At 52.9% G+C, this 18,229-nt stretch carries 16 protein-coding genes and 1 tRNA gene; 9 read left to right on the top strand and 8 right to left on the bottom strand.

Annotated elements, in window-relative coordinates:
• Positions 1–59: 59 nt before the first annotated feature.
• Together galE and IT893_RS18960 are read right to left on the bottom strand one after the other, a co-directional pair.
• Positions 60–1,055 carry a UDP-glucose 4-epimerase GalE gene (gene galE / locus IT893_RS18965; RefSeq protein WP_197146304.1) on the bottom strand — a complete coding sequence of 332 codons (996 nt, stop codon included), beginning with the start codon at positions 1,053–1,055 and terminating at the stop codon, positions 60–62.
• Between the two features lie 60 nt (positions 1,056–1,115).
• Positions 1,116–2,054 carry a LysR family transcriptional regulator gene (locus tag IT893_RS18960; RefSeq protein ID WP_008888717.1) on the bottom strand — a complete coding sequence of 313 codons (939 nt, stop codon included), beginning with the start codon at positions 2,052–2,054 and terminating at the stop codon, positions 1,116–1,118.
• Positions 2,055–2,299: 245 nt separating this feature from the next.
• Here IT893_RS18960 and IT893_RS18955 point away from each other — a divergent pair, with 245 nt between their 5' ends.
• Positions 2,300–3,262 (top strand): DMT family transporter, encoded by a 963-nt coding sequence (locus IT893_RS18955; RefSeq protein ID WP_197146303.1) that lies wholly within the window; start codon positions 2,300–2,302, stop codon positions 3,260–3,262.
• 23 nt (positions 3,263–3,285) lie between these two features.
• On the opposite strand, the gene IT893_RS18950 is transcribed toward IT893_RS18955, so the two are convergent.
• Positions 3,286–3,633 (bottom strand): antibiotic biosynthesis monooxygenase, encoded by a 348-nt coding sequence (locus IT893_RS18950; protein ID WP_197146302.1) that lies wholly within the window; start codon positions 3,631–3,633, stop codon positions 3,286–3,288.
• On the bottom strand, positions 3,630–3,959 hold the full coding sequence (locus IT893_RS18945) for an NIPSNAP family protein (RefSeq protein ID WP_197146301.1): 330 nt from the start codon (positions 3,957–3,959) through the stop codon (positions 3,630–3,632). Before IT893_RS18945 ends, IT893_RS18950 begins: the two co-directional genes overlap by 4 nt.
• Before the next feature lie 90 nt (positions 3,960–4,049).
• Between IT893_RS18945 and IT893_RS18940 the strand changes: the two genes are divergently transcribed.
• Positions 4,050–4,736, top strand: a complete 687-nt coding sequence (locus IT893_RS18940; RefSeq protein ID WP_197146300.1) for a helix-turn-helix transcriptional regulator — start codon at positions 4,050–4,052, stop codon at positions 4,734–4,736.
• 158 nt (positions 4,737–4,894) lie between these two features.
• Here the strand turns inward: IT893_RS18940 and IT893_RS18935 are convergent, their stop codons facing one another.
• The 4 genes from IT893_RS18935 to hrcA all read right to left on the bottom strand — a co-directional run bounded on the left by IT893_RS18935 (position 4,895) and on the right by hrcA (position 8,529).
• Positions 4,895–5,830: a DUF3800 domain-containing protein gene (locus tag IT893_RS18935; protein ID WP_197146299.1), complete on the bottom strand. Its 936-nt coding sequence runs from the start codon at positions 5,828–5,830 to the stop codon at positions 4,895–4,897.
• A gap of 72 nt (positions 5,831–5,902) precedes the next feature.
• Positions 5,903–6,649, bottom strand: a complete 747-nt coding sequence (locus tag IT893_RS18930) for an NAD-dependent deacylase (RefSeq protein ID WP_197146298.1) — start codon at positions 6,647–6,649, stop codon at positions 5,903–5,905.
• Between the two features lie 128 nt (positions 6,650–6,777).
• Complete coding sequence (grpE, locus tag IT893_RS18925) at positions 6,778–7,419, bottom strand: nucleotide exchange factor GrpE (protein ID WP_008888711.1); 642 nt, start codon at positions 7,417–7,419, stop codon at positions 6,778–6,780.
• A 51-nt stretch (positions 7,420–7,470) separates the two neighbouring features.
• Entirely contained in the window at positions 7,471–8,529 is a 1,059-nt protein-coding gene (gene hrcA, locus IT893_RS18920) for a heat-inducible transcriptional repressor HrcA (RefSeq protein ID WP_008888710.1), read from the bottom strand.
• Between the two features lie 305 nt (positions 8,530–8,834).
• Between hrcA and rph the strand changes: the two genes are divergently transcribed.
• The 7 genes from rph to IT893_RS18885 all read left to right on the top strand — a co-directional run bounded on the left by rph (position 8,835) and on the right by IT893_RS18885 (position 18,125).
• Entirely contained in the window at positions 8,835–9,551 is a 717-nt protein-coding gene (rph, locus tag IT893_RS18915; RefSeq protein ID WP_197146297.1) for a ribonuclease PH, read from the top strand.
• 78 nt (positions 9,552–9,629) lie between these two features.
• Complete coding sequence (gene rdgB / locus IT893_RS18910; RefSeq protein ID WP_197146296.1) at positions 9,630–10,229, top strand: RdgB/HAM1 family non-canonical purine NTP pyrophosphatase; 600 nt, start codon at positions 9,630–9,632, stop codon at positions 10,227–10,229.
• A 110-nt stretch (positions 10,230–10,339) separates the two neighbouring features.
• Entirely contained in the window at positions 10,340–11,533 is a 1,194-nt protein-coding gene (hemW, locus tag IT893_RS18905; RefSeq protein ID WP_197146295.1) for a radical SAM family heme chaperone HemW, read from the top strand.
• Between the two features lie 168 nt (positions 11,534–11,701).
• Positions 11,702–11,788, top strand: a tRNA-Leu gene (locus IT893_RS18900).
• A 309-nt stretch (positions 11,789–12,097) separates the two neighbouring features.
• Positions 12,098–15,442 (top strand): DEAD/DEAH box helicase family protein, encoded by a 3,345-nt coding sequence (locus IT893_RS18895; protein ID WP_252724009.1) that lies wholly within the window; start codon positions 12,098–12,100, stop codon positions 15,440–15,442.
• Complete coding sequence (locus IT893_RS18890; protein WP_197146294.1) at positions 15,442–16,953, top strand: class I SAM-dependent DNA methyltransferase; 1,512 nt, start codon at positions 15,442–15,444, stop codon at positions 16,951–16,953. Before IT893_RS18895 ends, IT893_RS18890 begins: the two co-directional genes overlap by 1 nt.
• Positions 16,950–18,125 (top strand): restriction endonuclease subunit S, encoded by a 1,176-nt coding sequence (locus IT893_RS18885; RefSeq protein ID WP_197146293.1) that lies wholly within the window; start codon positions 16,950–16,952, stop codon positions 18,123–18,125. Before IT893_RS18890 ends, IT893_RS18885 begins: the two co-directional genes overlap by 4 nt.
• The last annotated feature ends 104 nt before the right edge of the window (positions 18,126–18,229 follow it).

Below are 18,229 nucleotides of genomic sequence, written 5' to 3'. Positions count from 1 at the left end.
TGACGATCAATACAGAATTGATACTTTCACGCGCCTGTAAAGATCACTGAGCGTCTGGTTTACCGGGTTTTCGCCATGTTTTTCTGATGATAGGCCCAGGCATGCGCGATGATCTGGCGTGGGGACGGATAGTTGGCGCACCAACCAAGCATGTCTTGCGCCTTGGCCGGGTTTGCAACCAGTTTGGCAGGGTCTCCGGGGCGACGCGCATCTTCTATCACGCTGAAATCCTGACCGGTGATCTCTTTGCAAAGTTCGATGATCTCTTTGACGGAACAGCCTTCGCCTGTGCCGATATTGACGGCATCGAAAGCAGCATTCTCGGACGCGATGACATGCGAAAGCGCCTTGACGTGGGCGCTGGCAAGATCATCAACGTGAATATAGTCGCGAATGCAGGTTCCATCGGGCGTGTCATAGTCCGTGCCATAAATCTTGATATGGTCGCGTTGACCGGCAGCAGTTTGTAAAACCAGCGGGATAAGATGGGTTTCTGGATCATGCCTTTCGCCTGTGCGGCCTTCCGGGTCGGCGCCCGCAGCATTGAAGTAGCGAAGGGCAATGGCGTGAAAGCCGTAAATATCGGCATAGTCCCTCAGCATGGTTTCGACCATTGCTTTTGAGCGGCCATAGGGGTTTTCCGCCCGGACCTCGAGCGTCTCGGACAGCAGCCCATCATCCCGATTTCCATAGACCGCAGCCGTTGACGAAAAAACAATGTGGTTGCAGCCATTGCGTCGCATCGCTTCGAGCAGGTTCAGCGCCCCGGCAGTGTTGACTTCATAAAACCTGGCCGGTTCGACCATCGAAGCGCCAGCTTCAATCAGAGCGGCCATGTGAATGACGGCAGCAGGCTTGAAATCGTCAAAGGCCTTATTCAAGGCGGCACTGTCGCGAATATCGGCGTGGATAAACGGAACATCTGAGGAAACAGCATCGCGGTGACCATTTGAAAGGTTATCAAACACAACCGGTTGGTAGCCACTTTCGCGAAGCTTGATGCAAATGTGCGATCCGATATATCCCGCACCGCCTGTTATCAAAATGTTTTGCATGAAATGGAATTACTACTTTGTTCCTGAGCCGAGTTAGAGAACGCGCAGCAAAAAATATGCTCACATCACCTTTTTGCGCGCAAGTGATGCGGTTTTCGGGTTGATGAGTTCGCGGATCCAGTTGGCGGCTTCGATCACAATCGGGTCTTTTTCGCGGGCCGGGCGGATCAGCAGGCGATACCACCAGTGCGAAATGAAATCCGGGAAATTAAGCGGCACCAGTTCACCGCGCTCAACGTAATTGCGGGCAACAACATCGGTGCTGGCAACGATGCCCTGACCGGCACGTGCGGCCTCAAGCGCCCAGATATGGTGGCTAAAGGTCCAGCAATCCGCGAGCGAGAAGCTGGCATCCTTGAACCATTGTTCGATCTGGGAGAACTGTTCGCTGTCACTGTCGATCAACAGGATATCGCGCGGGCCGAGTGTCGCGACGTCAACATTGCTGGCATCATAGCCGCGCTTTGCCAGCCATTCCGGGGCGGCAAAGGCGGTATAGACTTCGGGTGTGAGAAGCTCGGTAATCCAGTCTTCGGGACCGGGCAGGTCCTTTGGCGCGATCTGAAGGGCGAGATCAATTTCAAGCGGATCAAGACCGTCATCAAATTCGATCTTGCGAAATTGTACCGGAATATCGGCGGGCAGCCGGTCGCGCAGGTTATCAAGCTCATACAACAGCACAGTGAGGGCCGGGGTCGCCAGCGCCCCGATGCGGATTGCCTTGCCCTTGTCCGGGCCGACTTCGCCGGTGATATCGGCAATGCCATCAAGCGCCTCTGTCAGGCGGGGCAAAAGCAGCTCTGCCGACTTGGTCAGGGTCAATCCACGGCCCTTGCGGGTAAACAGCACCACGCCAAGGTTTTCTTCAAGCTGGCGGAGCTGATGACTTATCGCACTTTGCGTGACATGCAATTCTTCTGCGGCCCCCTTCACGCTTTGGTGGCGTGCAGTGGCTTCAAAGGCGACAAGGGCGCGCAACGGTGGGAGCTTTCTGCGCATCGTGGGTTTCCATCCGGAGAGCATTACTGTCTTTTATTCTGTCTATCAGGCCTGATCGAAAAGTGGGCCAAAAAAATCTCAACAATGGCTGAAAAAGCTTCATTCGTATTTTTCCAAACAAGCAGGCAATATCATCGTCATACAGGGTTTCCGGCCGTAATGACTTATGCCTCCTTGCGCCACCACGTAAGCAGCCTCCCCCCAACTGCCGGAAACCCCAATATTCCTCGAAACCGGGATTGACCATGACCGCAACGCGACTGAGCGGAAATTTCCGCGGTGTCCTGTGGATGACGGCTGCCATGGCATCGGGCGTTTTTGTCGATGTTTGTGCCAAGCTCGTCTCGCATGATGTGCCAACCTCGCAGATTCTTGCGATGCGTGCTCTGACCACCGTTGCGGTGTTCTTGGTCATCACCATGTTTATCGGCACGCGCCAGATCCGAACGCGCCGCCCGGTGGCGCATATTGCGCGTGGCGTTTTGTGGTACGGGTCGCTGTTCTTTGTGTTCTTCGCGCTCCGCCAGATGAGCATCGCCGAGGTCAACGCCTATCTGTTTATTGAGGCATTGCTGACCGTCATGTTGGCGGTGGTGATTCTGGGCGAGAAACTGACCCCGCGCAAAATCATCGCAACCCTTCTGGGCCTCGTTGGCGTGTGGGTGATGTGTTTCCCGCGCATGGATGGCTTTGGTGTGCCGCTGGGTGTCGCCGCGGCCCTGATCGGGGCGTTCTGCTTTTCGGCCCAGACCCTGTTTGCCAAGGTGCTGACCCGGACCGAAACCAATTTTTCCATGCTGTTCTGGCCTCAGATCATCGCGGTTGCGATCTGGGTGCCGATTGCGATGATCACCTGGTATCCGGCGTCATTGGCCGATTGGCTTTATGCGTCGGGTGCCGGTTTCTTTGCCATGCTGACCAACTATATGGTGTTGCGTGCTGTCCGGGTTGCGGATGCCAGTGTGGTGTCGCCTGCGGCATACACCGCCCTGCCATTTTCGGTCGCAATGGATTTGATCTTCTTTGACATGCTGCCGATGCCGGTGATTTTCATCGGGGCAGGCATTGTCGTGCTGGCCGTGATGTTGCTTGATTACAAGGGCGGTGCCAAAGCGGTCGAAGATGCTGTCGAAGAAGAATTTGCCGAATTTGCCGAGAGTAGCGAAATCGGGGATGAAGAAGCATCCCCGAAACCTGCAAAGGCCTGAGCCCCGATAATCGACGTTACAGATCAGCGATCATGTTGTGCGCGGGAGTCATCCGGGGCCTGATCGCGGTTATGAAGGCCGTAATCACGGATCACGCCAGCCACGCGTAAACGGTAATCTTCAAAAATCTGGTGACGTCCCTTGATCTGGGCGGTGCGGTGGTCGCCCAGATTGCGCCAGGCGGCAATTGCGTCCTCATCGCGCCAGAAGGACAGCGATAGAACCTTGCCGGGATTGGTCAGGCTTTGAAACCGTTCGATTGAAATAAAGCCATCCATGGTTTCAAGCACGGGTTTGAGATCACCGGCAATCGCAAGGTAATCGTCATAGCGTCCATCGTGCGGTGTGACCTCGAAAATGACGGCAATCATGGTTTGATCAGCTCCGTATGCGGGGTGGAGGCAATTTTGAGAAACTGGCGTTTTTCGCGCAGGATGAATTTCTCGCGCCGGGAAAATTCGTAGTTCTCGCGGCCCAAGTGATCATCTTTCAACCGCGCACGATAGGCTTCATAGGATGCCAAATCGGGCAAATGATAGATACCATAGGCGGTCGAGACCGATCCTTCATGCGGGGCGAAATAGCCGACAAGGTCCGCCCCGCAACGCGGAATAGCCTGCCCCCAGTTTCGGGCATATTCCATGAAGGCGTCTTTCTTGTACGGGTCGATTTCATAGCGAATGAAGCAGGTGATCATGACAGCGTCCTTTCAGGAGAAACATCTTGTTGGGTGACGCGACCTATTATCCTGATTGCTGCGCATTAATGCTTCGATTAGCATCGAACTATGAAAGAAGGACCCGATATCGCCCGCGTGGCCGCATTGCTTGGCGATCCGGCGCGCGCAAATATGCTGACAGCACTTATGAGTGGCCGTGCGTTAACTGCGGCCGAATTGGCGCAAGAAGCCGGTGTGACGCCACAAACGGCAAGCTCTCATCTGGCAAAGCTTGAAGCCGGTCAGATTGTTGTGCCGCGCAAACAGGGGCGACATCGTTATTTCACGCTCAGCGGCCCTGATATTGTCGAGGCACTGGAAGTCCTGATGGGGATTGCCAACCGGGTCGGGCATAACCGCGTGCGCACCGGGCCCAAGGATCCGGAACTGCGCAAGGCACGCGTTTGTTATGACCATCTGGCGGGTGACATGGGGGTTGCGCTGTTTGACGGCCTTGCCAAACGCAAACTGATTGAAAGCAACATCAATGGTGTTGCCCTGACCCCGGCCGGGATCGATTTTGCCAACACGTTTGGCATTGATTTGGATGGCTTGCGGGCCAAGCGTCGGCCGTTATGCCGGGAATGCCTTGATTGGAGTGCCCGGCAATCGCATCTGGCCGGATCATTCGGGGCGGCCTTGCTCGACCGGTTCTATGATTTGGGTTGGGCCCGACGGATGCCGGAGTCGCGGATTGTGCGATTTAGTGATGCGGGCGAGAAATCATTCCGAAGAATACTCACGAGTGAAAAGTAAGGATGACTTGTTCTCGCAGTTTTCGGGTTAATCCGAATTAGTCGATTCTTTTCAAGTGATTAGTAGCGATTTCGTTAAGTTACTGATTCAATTGCGTGAATCACTTATTTGTGCTACATTCTAAAAAGTGGGGCGCCGGTTAGCTCGGGTTGTCGTAATCAATTACGATGGCGTTCATGTGGACGGTTGTTACGATTTGAAAATGACCTATAAGCTCTTGGATTAGACGGGTCCGGGTCCCACCATTCTTTTGGGTAGCCGTAATATCTGAAAATCTCAGATTGCTCGGGTAGCAGTTCAAGCCTTTTAAAACCAGGCAGTAGCTTCAGCCCGTATCCCGAAATTAAGCCATCTTTTGTGTCTCTGTAATGTGCCATTCGTGGCTTCAGTGCTTTTGCGAACTGTGGATCGCACTCTTTGGTGTCGTATACGTCCATTGCTTTAAAGAAAGAGCTCGCAACGATGTCTGCGAGTTGTAAGCCCGCTCTTTGTTTGTGGTTGTATACTTTAAGCAGTCCAGCATCCATGACGGGCCATTTCAAATCTCCCAAAGACAGGAAGTTTGCGCTGGCATCGCTCTTCCACTTTAGCCACGAATAGTAGGCTTTCATTTGTGAGTATGAGAGACCGCCTCGCTCGCTGTATTCAATTCTCAGTTTGCAGTTCGGATTGGCAGTCTTCTTTGCATGCCAAAAGACAAAATCCGTAACTCTTTCAAGCAATACTCGAGTCATCCAGCAGTAGAACCAATTTTTTGAGGGAATCTTCTCAGCCATTGGGTTTCTGTAGCCCTGCATGTTTCTTTTATTCGAGGCTACAACGAAAAAGCGTGCATCTAGTTTCGCTGTTTCTTCGCAAACAAATTTCTTCTTGTTTGGTGTCAACTTCGCGAAGTGGATATCAGGTCGATTATGTCGCCAAAGTCCATCTCGAATATCTCTGACCCAAACTGGCACAGATTTCTCATTCTTTGCTCGTACCACTACAGCTGAAATTATCAGCCATTCACTAGAGCCATTTGGATGGTTAGGTTTAACAACTCTAAGACCGTCGTCACCTGCCTCATCGATATAAGCGACGTAGGAGTATTCCATCTAAGTCTCGCAACGCACTGAATTATTAACTGCTTACCTTCGGTAGTTTTTTGTTTATATGCAATAAACTTTTTATTGTGTAAGAAGTGCCTCAACAAAGGCCGGAACCAGTTCGGTGGCAGGGCCATAGCGGCTGTGATCAAACAGTGTGGCACCCGAACTGGGTTCGAGATTGAGCTCGACCGTTTCAGCCCCGGCTTCCTCGTGGGCGACTTGCACAAATCCGGCCGCCGGATAGACATTGCCCGATGTCCCAATCGAGATGAAAAGCCCGCAATCGCCAAGGGCAGCATAAATGCGTTCCATCTCAAGCGGCATTTCGCCAAACCACACCACATGCGGGCGCAATCCACCAGCCTTGCCGCAACTTGGGCACGGGGTTTCCTTGGCAAGGTCACCCGGCCAATCGGTGAGCAGATCACAGTAATTACAGCGGATTTTCAAAAGCTCGCCATGCATGTGGATGAGGTTTTTGGACCCGGCCCGACCATGCAGATCATCAATGTTCTGGGTGACCAGCAACACGTCACCGGGCCATTCGGCCTCTAGCCTTGCCAGGGCCAGATGGGCGGCATTGGGTTGAACCGTCTGGTCATGCAAGCCAGCGCGGCGGTCGTTGTAGAAATGATGCACCAGATTGGGATTACTCACGAAGGCCTCGGGCGTTGCGACCTCGGAAATATCGTATCTTGCCCAGATGCCATCGGGATCGCGAAAGGTATGAAGTCCGCTTTCCTTGGAAATGCCAGCCCCGGTCAGAATGACAATCGTGGCTTTTTCATCGCGCAGGATGTCGATCAGGTCGGGGCGAAGCGGCATGGTGTGCGGTCCTGTGCTGGTGATCAGTACCGGTAGCCTAATGCAAATAAAACAGCCTCGCCAAGTATGTCTGGCGAGGCTGTATTTAAACCCGATCCGCTAAAACCGATTTATCGTCTTTAATGTCCTCAGGCGGAGGTATCGACGTTGCCGCCCGGGGTGTCGGTCTGGCTTGGTTTTTCACCACCCGGATTTTTGGTCACGCCAACCATGGCGGGGCGCAGCAAACGGCCCTTAAGCACGTAACCGGCCTGCATGACCTGTGCGACGTGGCCGTCCGGATATTCCGGATGCGGCAGTTCAAACACGGCCTGATGTTTGTTCGGGTCAAGCTTTTCGCCCAGCGGTTCAAGCTTTTCGATGCCGTTCTTTTCAAGCGCCTTTTGCAATGCCTGTTCGGTCATTTCAACCCCGTCAAACAGGGTTTTCATCGCCGGATCGGCATTGGATGTATCGCCCGCGGCATCAAGCGCGCGGCGCAGGTTGTCGCTGACATCCAAAAGGTCGCGGGCAAATTTGGTGATGGCGTAGTTACCGGCATCCTCGACGTCTTTTTTCGCGCGGCGGCGGGTGTTTTCCACCTCGGCGGCCTGGCGTAGCAGACGGTCTTTCAGTTCCGCGACTTCGGCTTCAAGTGCGGCGATCGGGTCCTGGGGTGCGGCGTCCTCAACAACTTCCTCAGTCGCCTCTGCTGCGACCTCTTCAGAAGCGGTTTCCTCTGCATTGACGTCCTGCAGATCTTCCGGAGTGTTCTTTGCGGTTTCCGACATGGCTAACCTTGCTACTTTCACGTTATGCGGCCTGACACGCAGCGCCGCGATTTATCCAATAAGTCGACCGACCAGCTTGGCGGTGTAATCGACCAGCGGAATGATCCGGGCATAATTGATCCGGGTCGGTCCGACAACCCCGATTGCACCCACAATGCTGCCTTCAGCATTCTGATAGGGCGAAATCACCATCGAAAGACCCGATCCGCCGAACAGTTTATTCTCCGACCCGATGAAAATCTGAACGCCCTGGGCATCCGTCGTCACATCGAGCAATTCAATCATCTGATCGCGGGCTTCGAGCACGTTAAACAGGCGGCGCACGGTCTCAAGCTGTTCAATCGTATCGATATTTTCCAACAGCTGGGATTGCCCCTTCACAATCAGGGACGATCCCTTGACCCCGCCGGCCCATGTTGCAAGGCCCGCATCAATCAGATTGGCGGAAAGTTCATCAAGCTCCTGCTTGAGACGATCACGCTCCTTCGTCATCAAAAGGCGCGCATCATCAAGCGTCTTTCCAGCCAACCGGGTATTTAGATAGTTTGCCGCTTCTGTCAATGCCGAGGCGGGCAAATCAGGCGGAACATCAAGGATTCGGTTCTCGACACTGCCATTATGGGCCACCAAAACGGCCAGAACCTTGCCCGGCGAGAGGGCCACGAATTCGATCTGTTTTAAGCGAATGCCATCGGTCTTGGGGGCCACCACAAGCCCAGCACAGCGCGACAGGCCTGACAACATCGTGGTTGCTTCGCCCAGCATCTGATCAAGTGAATAGCCCGCCTGTTCACAATTTTTGGTCAGTTGGTCGCGCTCGGCATTTGGAAGGTCACCAACTTCCATCAGGGCATTCACAAACAGGCGCAGGCCCTTTTCACTGGGCAGGCGTCCCGCCGAAATGTGCGGCGCGACCAGAAGACCCATTTCTTCAAGATCGGACATGACATTGCGAATGGTCGCCGCCGAAAGGTTTTCCGACATGCGACGCGCAATTGACCGCGATCCGATCGGTTCACCGGTTTCGACATAGGCATCGACAATCTGGCGGAACACTTCACGTGACCGCGCATTCATGTCGCCCAGCAATGTATCGTCAAAATGCGCCATGTGTTGCGTGCCAATTGATCCAGATGGATGAAGCGTAAAACGTGAGGAGAATTTAGTCAGGCAAACGCATTGCGTCAATTGCACGGCCTATTGCTAAGCCGAGCTTGTAAATTTGGTCGAAGTTGTTGGTTTAACTGCTTTGCGCCAGGATTGCACCAGAACAGATAAAAACATCCGGGGAAACTGCTGGACGTTTGGTGGGTCACATCTTACTTTGGGCCAAATTTTTCAGGACAGTTTCGCTTCGTGCGCGGGCATTCAAGTCGCCACGAACGCAAGCCCAGACAACCAAGAGGTTCCTTCTCATGCGCCCTTCCGGCCGTACCCCCGATCAGCTTCGCGATGTAACGATTGCAACCGGCGTTTCCAAATATGCTGAAGGCTCGTGTCTGATCAAATTCGGCGACACGCATGTGATCTGTACCGCCACGGTCGAAGACAAGGTACCAGGCTGGATGCGCAATTCCGGCAAGGGCTGGATCACCGCTGAATACGGCATGCTGCCGCGCGCAACCGATAGCCGCATGCAGCGCGAAGCCGCCCGTGGTGGTCAGTCCGGCCGCACCCAGGAAATCCAGCGCCTGATTGGCCGTTCGATCCGTGCGGTTGCCGATATGAAAGCCATGGGCGAAATGCAGATGCGCCTTGATTGCGATGTCATTCAGGCCGATGGCGGTACGCGCACCGCATCGATCACCGGCGCGTATGTTGCGGCCCATCTGGCGTTTCAGGGCGTGCGCCGCCTTGGCCTGATCAAGGAAATTCCGCTGACCCAGCCGGTCGCAGCGATTTCATGTGGTATCTATGAAGGTGAAGCGGTGCTTGATCTTGATTACGCCGAAGACAGCAATGCCGGGGCCGATGCCAACTTCGTGCTGGCCGGCAATGGCGGCATTGTCGAAGTGCAGGCAACCGCCGAAGACGTGCCGTTTGATCGCGCATCCTATGATCAGATGTTCGCGTTGGCGGAAAAAGGCTGCAAGGAATTGTTCGCCAAGCAGCGTGAGGCGCTTGGGCTTTAAGGCACCTTAATTTTAACGGCGGGCATCGGGCCTGCCGTTTTTTCGCATCAGTTGGATATCGCAGTTTCAGGCAAGACCATGGCCCGTCGTTTCACGGAAAAAAAACTCGTCATCGCCAGCCACAACAAAGGCAAGATCAAGGAAATCGCCGAACTTCTTGAACCGTTTGGCATCGAGGTCTTCTCGGCCGGTGAACTTGATCTGCCCGAACCCGAAGAAACCGAAAAAACCTTCATTGGCAATGCGCAGCTGAAATCAACGGCCGCGGCCAATGGGGCCAATCTTCCGGCCCTTGCCGATGACAGCGGTTTGGCGGTTTCGGCCCTTGATGGCGCACCGGGGATTTATTCCGCGCGCTGGGCCGGTCCGGACAAGGATTTCGATATGGCGATGGAAAAGGTCAAGAACGGTATTGGTGATCATCCGGACCGCCGGGCATCGTTCATCTGTGCCCTGTCGCTGGCCTGGCCGGACGGGCATGTCGAGAATTTCGAAGGCCGGGTTGAAGGCGAAATCGTCTGGCCCAAACGTGGCTCGCACGGCTTTGGCTATGACCCGATTTTCCAGCCCAAGGGCTACGAGGAAACCTTTGGCGAAATGGACCCGGCGAAAAAGCATGAAATGAGCCACCGGGCCGATGCCTTCCGCCAGTTGGTCAAAGCCTGCTTCGAAGACTGATTTCAGGTTTTATCCACCTGCATTGAACTTATGCACGCATCGCGGATGTCATCATCGGCGGTGCGTGTTAGTTTATCGGCCAACATTTCCGCGATTGAAAAGAGTCCCGCGTGTCCGCAGCCTCAAGTGAAACCGTGCCGTTTGGCATTTACATCCACTGGCCATTCTGCCTGTCGAAATGCCCGTATTGCGATTTCAACAGTCATGTTGCGAACAGTGTTGATCACGCGCGCTGGCGCAAAGCGCTCCGGGCGGAGCTTGCACACGGTGCGGCTCGTCATCCGGGACGGACAGTGGGATCGGTGTTCTTTGGCGGCGGCACGCCATCCTTGATGTATCCGGAAACCGCCGGGGCCTTGATCGAGGACATCAAATCTTTCTGGCCGGTAACGGATGATCTTGAAATCACGCTCGAAGCCAACCCCGGTACGGTCGAAATTGACCGGTTTTCGGCCTTTGCCGCCAACGGGATTAACCGGGTGTCGATTGGCATTCAGGCGCTGAATGACCGCGACCTGAAATTCCTTGGTCGCCTGCACAGTGCCGAGGAAGCCATGCGGGCCCTCGATGTTGCGACCTCGGTGTTTGATCGTTTTTCGTTTGATCTGATTTACGCCCGCCCAGAACACGATCCCAAGGCCTGGCGCGCGGAACTGCGCGAAGGGCTTGGCATCGCCAATGGACATATCTCGCTTTATCAGCTGACCATCGAGCCGGGCACACAGTTCTATACCCTGCATCAGCGCGGCGATCTGGTCGTGCCGGACGAAGACCTTGCGACCGAACTTTACGAGATCACCCAGGAAGAGACCGAACGTGCCGGCTATCGATGTTACGAGGTGTCCAACCACGCCAAACCGGGGCAGGAAAGCCGCCATAACCTGGTGTATTGGCGCTATGGCGATTATCTGGGCATCGGGCCGGGCGCGCATGGCCGCGAGGCGGTGATTGGTGCCGATGGCAACACCACGCCGATGGCGGTGCGTCGTCACCGTGCGCCCGATATCTGGCTTGATCGCGTGGAAAAGCATGGGCACGGCACGCAAGAAGAAACTGTTCTTGAGGCCGATGAACGCCTGCTTGAAATGGTGATGATGGGCTTAAGGCTGAATGAAACCATTCCGACGGCAAGGTTTAACCGCATCATCGGCAAGGGGCCGCGTGATGTTCTCACGCAGGATCGTCTCGAAACCCTGATCGAGTCCGGTGATCTGATTTGTGATTCTGCGGGGCTTCGCGCCACCGATCAGGGCAGGAACCGTTTGAACGGAGTTCTCGCCTATTTGTTCGACCATGCGGTGTAAGCCCAAAACCCGCAAAACACCCAGAAAAACCGCCCAATTGGCGGCGATGGTGCAGGTGCCTGATTTAGTTTCACCAAACCATCAAAAAGTTGGTTGACACTTAAGCCTGACCGCGTATATTCCGCCCCGTTCCGGCGGGTAACCCCGGACAATACCACAAGCCCCTATGCCCAGGTGGCGGAATTGGTAGACGCGCTGGCTTCAGGTGCCAGTGGCCATTAGGCCGTGGAAGTTCGAGTCTTCTCCTGGGCACCATACCCCTGCAAGTTAATGTTTTCAAACACTTAGCTTGCAGGGGTATTGTCTTTGTACTACCGGGTTGTACTACCTCAACAGCCCCTAAAAACTCCCCTAAAAAAAAATTCAAAGACGGTTTCGAAATCGTCCTGTGCTCGGTCCCTCAGATCGTGGGCTCTTGGTATTGAGCTCAATCGATTCTTACAAATGTGAAAACGTGGCTATTTCGTCTTTCTTTGACTTCAACGCGCTGCTAACGTTGGGAAGTTGTGAAAAAAGACTGATGTGAAACGTCAGATAGTGCGAGGGGATTGATCGCTGGAGTCGGTGAATTTTGAAATGCTCCGAAAAGAGCGGCCTATTCTGGCAGACCATGGCGGGTTTGCAGAGCAGTACGTCTATTCAGACCCTTCTAGTGCACTGGTGAAGCTCCGCAATCTTGGAGAACAGCTAACCAAGTCGGTTTATTGGGTGCTGCGCCTCGAAAAGCCGCAAGATGATGACTTTTTCCAGTTGTTGAATGCGCCTGCATTCGCCGCAGCCGTCCCCGAGGTCATCCGCACCAAATTTCATGCAATCCGCAAAGAGGGCAACCGTGCTGCTCATGGCGGAAGTGTCGAGATCAAGACTGCCCTTTGGATACTCGAAGAGGCATACGCGGTGTCGGCTTGGTTTGCTGTCCGCTGCTTGACCGCTACCCCGTCCGATATTGCCGAATTTCAGAAGCCTTCACCAAATGAAGGCAGGGAATCTGAGCTTGAAGCTGCCAAAGACAAACTCAAGAAGAAGCTGGATACGGCGCTTGATGAGCTTGCAAAAGTCAAAGCCACCTATGCCGCTGAAACCGTAACACCGGAGAAACAGGCAAAGGGGCAGCAGGTTGCCGACGCGCTATCGTTCAACGAAGCCACAACCCGAAAAAGACTGATTGACGTTGCGCTTGCCGAGGTTGGTTGGGATGTAAACAAGCCTGACGACGTAACACTTGAGGAAGAGGTCGGTTTTCAGCCGACAGACTCAGGCATCGGATATGCCGATTATGTCTTGTGGGATGATAACGGTAAGCCATTGGCCGTGATCGAAGCCAAGCGCACAGCACAGTCCGAAGAGCGTGGGCGTAAGCAAGCGCAACTGTATGCGGATGGCCTTGAAAAGAAACATGGGCAGCGCCCGGTCATCTTCTACACGAACGGCTACAACACATGGATATGGGATGACGCCCAGAATTACCCGCCACGGAGGCTGTTCGGGTTCTATTCAAAGCGCAGCCTGCAAAACCTGGTAACGTTCCAGAGGGTCAATAAAAAGGCCCTTAACAGCATTGCGCCGAAATCTGAAATCGCGGGTCGCATTTATCAGGTTGAGACGATCAAGCGTGTGTGTGAGGCGTTCTCGAACAACCGGCGAAAGGCCCTTATTGTTCAGGCCACAGGGACCGGGAAAACCCGCGTCGCCATTTCGCTGACAGAGCTTCTTGTTCGGGCGAATTGGGCGAAACGTGTGCTGTTCCTGTGTGATCGGCGCGAGTTGGTTAAGCAAGCCAAAAACGCCTTTAACGACCACATGAGCGAACCGCTTACGGTTGTTTCGCGGCACACGGTGAATGACAACAAAAGCCGGATTTTCGTTTCTACTTATCCGTCGATGATGTCTGTTTTCCAGGCTTTTGATACCGGGTTCTTTGACCTGATCATTGCCGATGAAAGCCACCGCAGCATCTATAACCGCTATCGCGATCTGTTCCGATACTTCGACAGTCTGCAAGTGGGGCTCACGGCCACACCGGTCGAGTTCATTTCACGCAATACATACGACTTGTTCCAATGCCGTAACCAGGACCCAACTGCGTTCTATTCGATAGAGGACGGGGTCAAGGACGGCTTCCTGGTGCCTTATGAGGTCTATAGCCACACCACCAAGTTCCTGCGCGAGGGAATTAAATACGAGAACCTTAGCGAGGAACAGAAGCGGCAGCTTGAAGAGGATGGTAAAGACCCAGAGCAGCTCAATCACGAAGCTGAACAGATTGATAAGCAGATTTTCAACAAGGATACCAATCGTCGGATTATCCGTAATTTGATGGAGAACGGTATCAAGGAGGCGAGTGGTCAGCTTCCAGGTAAATCCATCATCTTTGCGCGTAGCCACAAGCATGCAGTTGTGCTGCAAAAGCTGTTTGATGAGATGTATCCGCAATACGGCGGCAAGTTCTGTCAGATCATCGATAACCACGACCCGCGTGCGGAACAGTTGATTGATGATTTTAAAGGGCAGGGAACCAACGATGATCTGACCATCGCGATATCAGTCGACATGCTTGATACTGGTATTGACGTGCCGGAGATCGTTAATCTTGTCTTTGCAAAGCCGGTGAAATCCAAGGTCAAGTTCTGGCAAATGATTGGGAGGGGCACACGCCTCTGCCCTGGTTTGTTTGGCCCTGGGCGTGACAAAGCGGTCTTTCGGATTTTCGATCACTGGTCGAACTTTGAGTTCTTTGAACAAAATAAGCCCGAGGCCGAACCAAGCCCACCTACGTCACTTATGCAACGTGTCTTTAATGCCCGTCTTGATCTGGCGGCAACGGCCTTGCAAGCACTTGACCTAGAAACCTTCAAGACCGTTACCAACCTGATTTCCTTGGATGTGGCTTCCTTGCCGGATGACAGTATTTCGGTCAAAGAAAAGTGGCTTGAAATTCAAACTGTCCGGGCTGTTGGTGTGATTGAAGAATTCACACCTGCAACGGTCACATTGCTCAAGAACGAAATTAGTCCGCTTACCCAATGGATTAATATTCGCGGGCACAGCGATGCCTATGCGTTTGATTTGCTAATCTCTCAGTTGCAGCTTGCACTTTTCAAGAAATCTGGCCTGTTCGAGGACCTCAAAGGCGACCTTCTAAATGCGGTCAATAGGCTTCGCCCCAACCTCAATCAGGTAAAGGCAAAGGCAGAGACGATCAAAGAAGTACGCTCTGCCACCTTTTGGGCGAATGTTGATTTTGCGTCTCTTGAAAGGGTGCGTCACGAGCTCCGCAGCATCATGCAATATGTTGAAGGTGGAAGTGGCGGCCCGGAAATCACCATTCCAGTGGTTGATATCGAAGAAGACGCTGCAGAAATTGAATACGGGCATCGAAAGTCAGGCATTGTTTCCATCGACTTGGCAGCATACCGTAAACGTGTAGAAGCAGCCCTGCGTGACCTGTTCGATAAGAACCCGATACTGGCCAAAATCAGGCGCGGTGAACCTGTCAGCCGCGATGACTTGGATACACTGACGTCCTTGGTTCTGACAGAGAACCCAGATGTTGACCTGAGCCTACTGCGGGAATTCTATCCAGACCTTGCGGACCACCTCGATGATATCTTGCGCAATATCGTGGGGATGGACGAAGAAGCAGTTCGGGGTCGTTTCCAGGAATTCGTCACACGCCACCCATCACTGACAGCCAAACAGACGCATTTCTTGCGCTTGCTCCAAAGCCTTATCGCCCAGACTGGTGGTATCGAGCTTGAGCGTTTGGTTGACGCTCCTTTCACCAAGATCGATCAGGACGGGATTTACGGTGTTTTCCCTGATTCCGACCTACAGGATGACCTGTTGACGATCATTCGAAGCTTCAATACTGATCGCTTCGAGAAAACCACCAATGAGGCCAAACCATAATGCTGACCGGCGCGTTGCGTAACCGGGTTGATACCCTCTGGACCGAGTTCTGGACGGGCGGTATCGCCAATCCACTGACTGTGATCGAACAGATCACTTTCCTGATGTTCTCCCGTCTTTTGGATATGACAGAGACGAGGAATGAGAGAAAGGCGGGATTGTCAGGCAAGGACTTTAAGCCGCTTTTTGGGCCGGATGAGCAAGAACTGCGGTGGTCGCAATATCGCAACTTGGGTGCGGTTGAAATGCTGCCCTTGGTCCGTGACAAGGTCTTTCCACACTTCAAAAAGGTATCGGGCGACGGGGCTGCTTTCGGCGAATACATGAAAGATGCCCAGCTGATGATTCAGAAGCCAAGCCTTCTCGTCTCTGCTGTGGAAATGATCGACGATCTGCCTTTGGGTGATGCAGATACCAAGGGTGATCTGTATGAATACCTTCTAAGCAAACTGACTACGGCAGGCATCAATGGGCAGTTCAGAACGCCCCGCCATATCATCCGTCTGATGGTCGAATTGCTTGACCCAAAGCCAGACATGACGGTGGGTGACCCGGCATGCGGGACCGCTGGCTTTCTGGTAAGCGTTGCCGAGTATTTACAGCAGAAATATACTTCGCCCGAAGGCGTTTGGGTGGATGAAGAAACGGGTCAGAAAACCTATTCTGGTGATCTGCTGGAACCATATCGCGATCACATCCGCAAAGGCATGTTCCACGGCTTTGATTTCGATTCGACGATGTTGCGTATTGCGGCGATGAACCTGTTGTTGCATGGGGTTGATTCCCCAGATGTGCATTATCAGGACACGCTAGCAAACAGCTTCCCAGAGAACTATCCGGGTCATGCCAGCGACAGCCTTGATATCATACTTGCAAACCCGCCGTTTAAAGGGAGCTTGGATTTTGAAGACGTGCATCCAAGCCTGCTGTCTGACGTTAAAACGAAAAAGACAGAGCTGCTGTTCATCGTTCTGATTTTGAAGATGCTGAAGCTTGGCGGCCAGTCGGCGACGGTCGTGCCCGATGGCGTACTGTTTGGCTCGTCAAAGGCGCACCAGGCGTTGCGAAAGATACTGATCGAGGAAAACCAGCTTGAGGCGGTTATTTCGCTGCCATCGGGTGTATTTAAGCCGTATGCCGGTGTGTCGACTGCAATCCTGGTGTTTACCAAAGGCGGGAGCACGGAAAACATTTTCTTCTACGATGTCGAGGCGGATGGCTTCTCTCTGGACGATAAACGCACGAAGATCGACACTAACGATCTGCCGGATGTGCTAAAGCGTTGGCAAGAACGCGACCCCAAGAAGGACACAGACAAGTCTGGAAAGGCTTTCTTTGTGTCAGCCAAAGAGATTAAGGCTAACAAGTACGACCTGTCTCTCAGCCGCTATAAGGAAACGACTTATGAAGAAGAGGCCTATGAGTCTCCCAAAGTCATTCTGAAGCAAATGCAAGACCTGCACGATGACCTTGCCAAGGATATCGCTGAACTTGGGGAGATGTTGGGATGACTGTTACGCGCCGGGTCGGGGACATAGCGGATGTTTTCAATGGAAAAACACCCGCCAAAGCAGATCAGAGAGTATCAGGCTTTCCTGTCCTCAAGATCAAAGATGTAAACGCCCAAGGTCAATTCTCTGGTGAATTTCAATCTTTCGTCGATGATCGGTTTGCCCAAAGGCACAAAAAGAAGTGTTTGCGAACTAATGATATTCTCGTTCTAAACGCTGCTCACAATGCTGACTATGTTGGCAGTAAACAATACTTAGCTGAGCACTCAGTTGAAGGCTCCTTAGCGACCGGAGAGTGGCTGATAGCGCGCAGTAAATCTGAGGACCTTAACCAAAGGTATTTGTGGCATTGGTTTCAATCGCCTCAGACCCGTTTCAAATTCAAGAAGATTGTGAAGGGTATTCACCTTTATCCAAAGGATGTAGCTGACCAGTTAATTGCTCTGCCGCCTATTGAAGAGCAACGCCGCATTGCCGCAATCTTGGACAAGGCGGACGTAATCCGCCGGAAGCGGCAACAGGCCCTGACCCTCGCCGATGATTTCCTTCGTTCGACCTTTTTGGAGATGTTTGGTGACCCGGTCGTAAATCCTAAGGGATATCCTGAGCATTCATTAGGAAATCTAGTTGATGTGAGAGACGGAACACATGACTCTCCTAAGTATGTTGACGAGGGCTATCCGCTCATTACATCGAAGAATGTCACGGGAGGACGGCTCGATTTTTCTACGGCTCGAAATATAAGCGAGAGAGATTTTATTGAAATAGGGAAGCGCTCGTCTGTAGAAAAAGGCAACATCTTAATGCCCATGATCGGCACGATAGGTAAGCCTATTATTGTTGATACAGATCGGCAGTTTGCAATCAAGAATGTTGCTCTTTTGAGGACTGATGGTGCTGACCCTTTGACAGTATTTTTGCTTGAATTGTTGAAGGGGCATTATCTCTCTCATGCAATTTTAAAATCAAGTCGAGGCGGAACGCAAAAGTTTATTGCCCTTAGTGATATTCGTTTATTACCAATTTGTTTGCCTCCAAAAGAACAGCTTCTTGAGTTTTCTTCGATAGTGCAAAAAATTGAGGGTTTGAAGGTTCAAATGGCGAACGCTTGTGTGTATTCAGACCAATTCTTTGAGGCATCCTCACAACGTCTTTTTCGAGGTGATTTCTAGGTGAGCTCTACAGAGTAACGTTGCGAAATCCTTACGGAGGTTGACACCGACTGTAATAGCTACAGGTCAGCGAGTTGGGTTTGGTTCTGAGCTGCAGGGTACCC

Source organism: Thalassospira sp. A40-3 (assembly GCF_015871485.1).
GTDB lineage: Bacteria > Pseudomonadota > Alphaproteobacteria > Rhodospirillales > Thalassospiraceae > Thalassospira > Thalassospira tepidiphila.
This window is presented reverse-complemented; position numbering and strand designations above follow the sequence as displayed.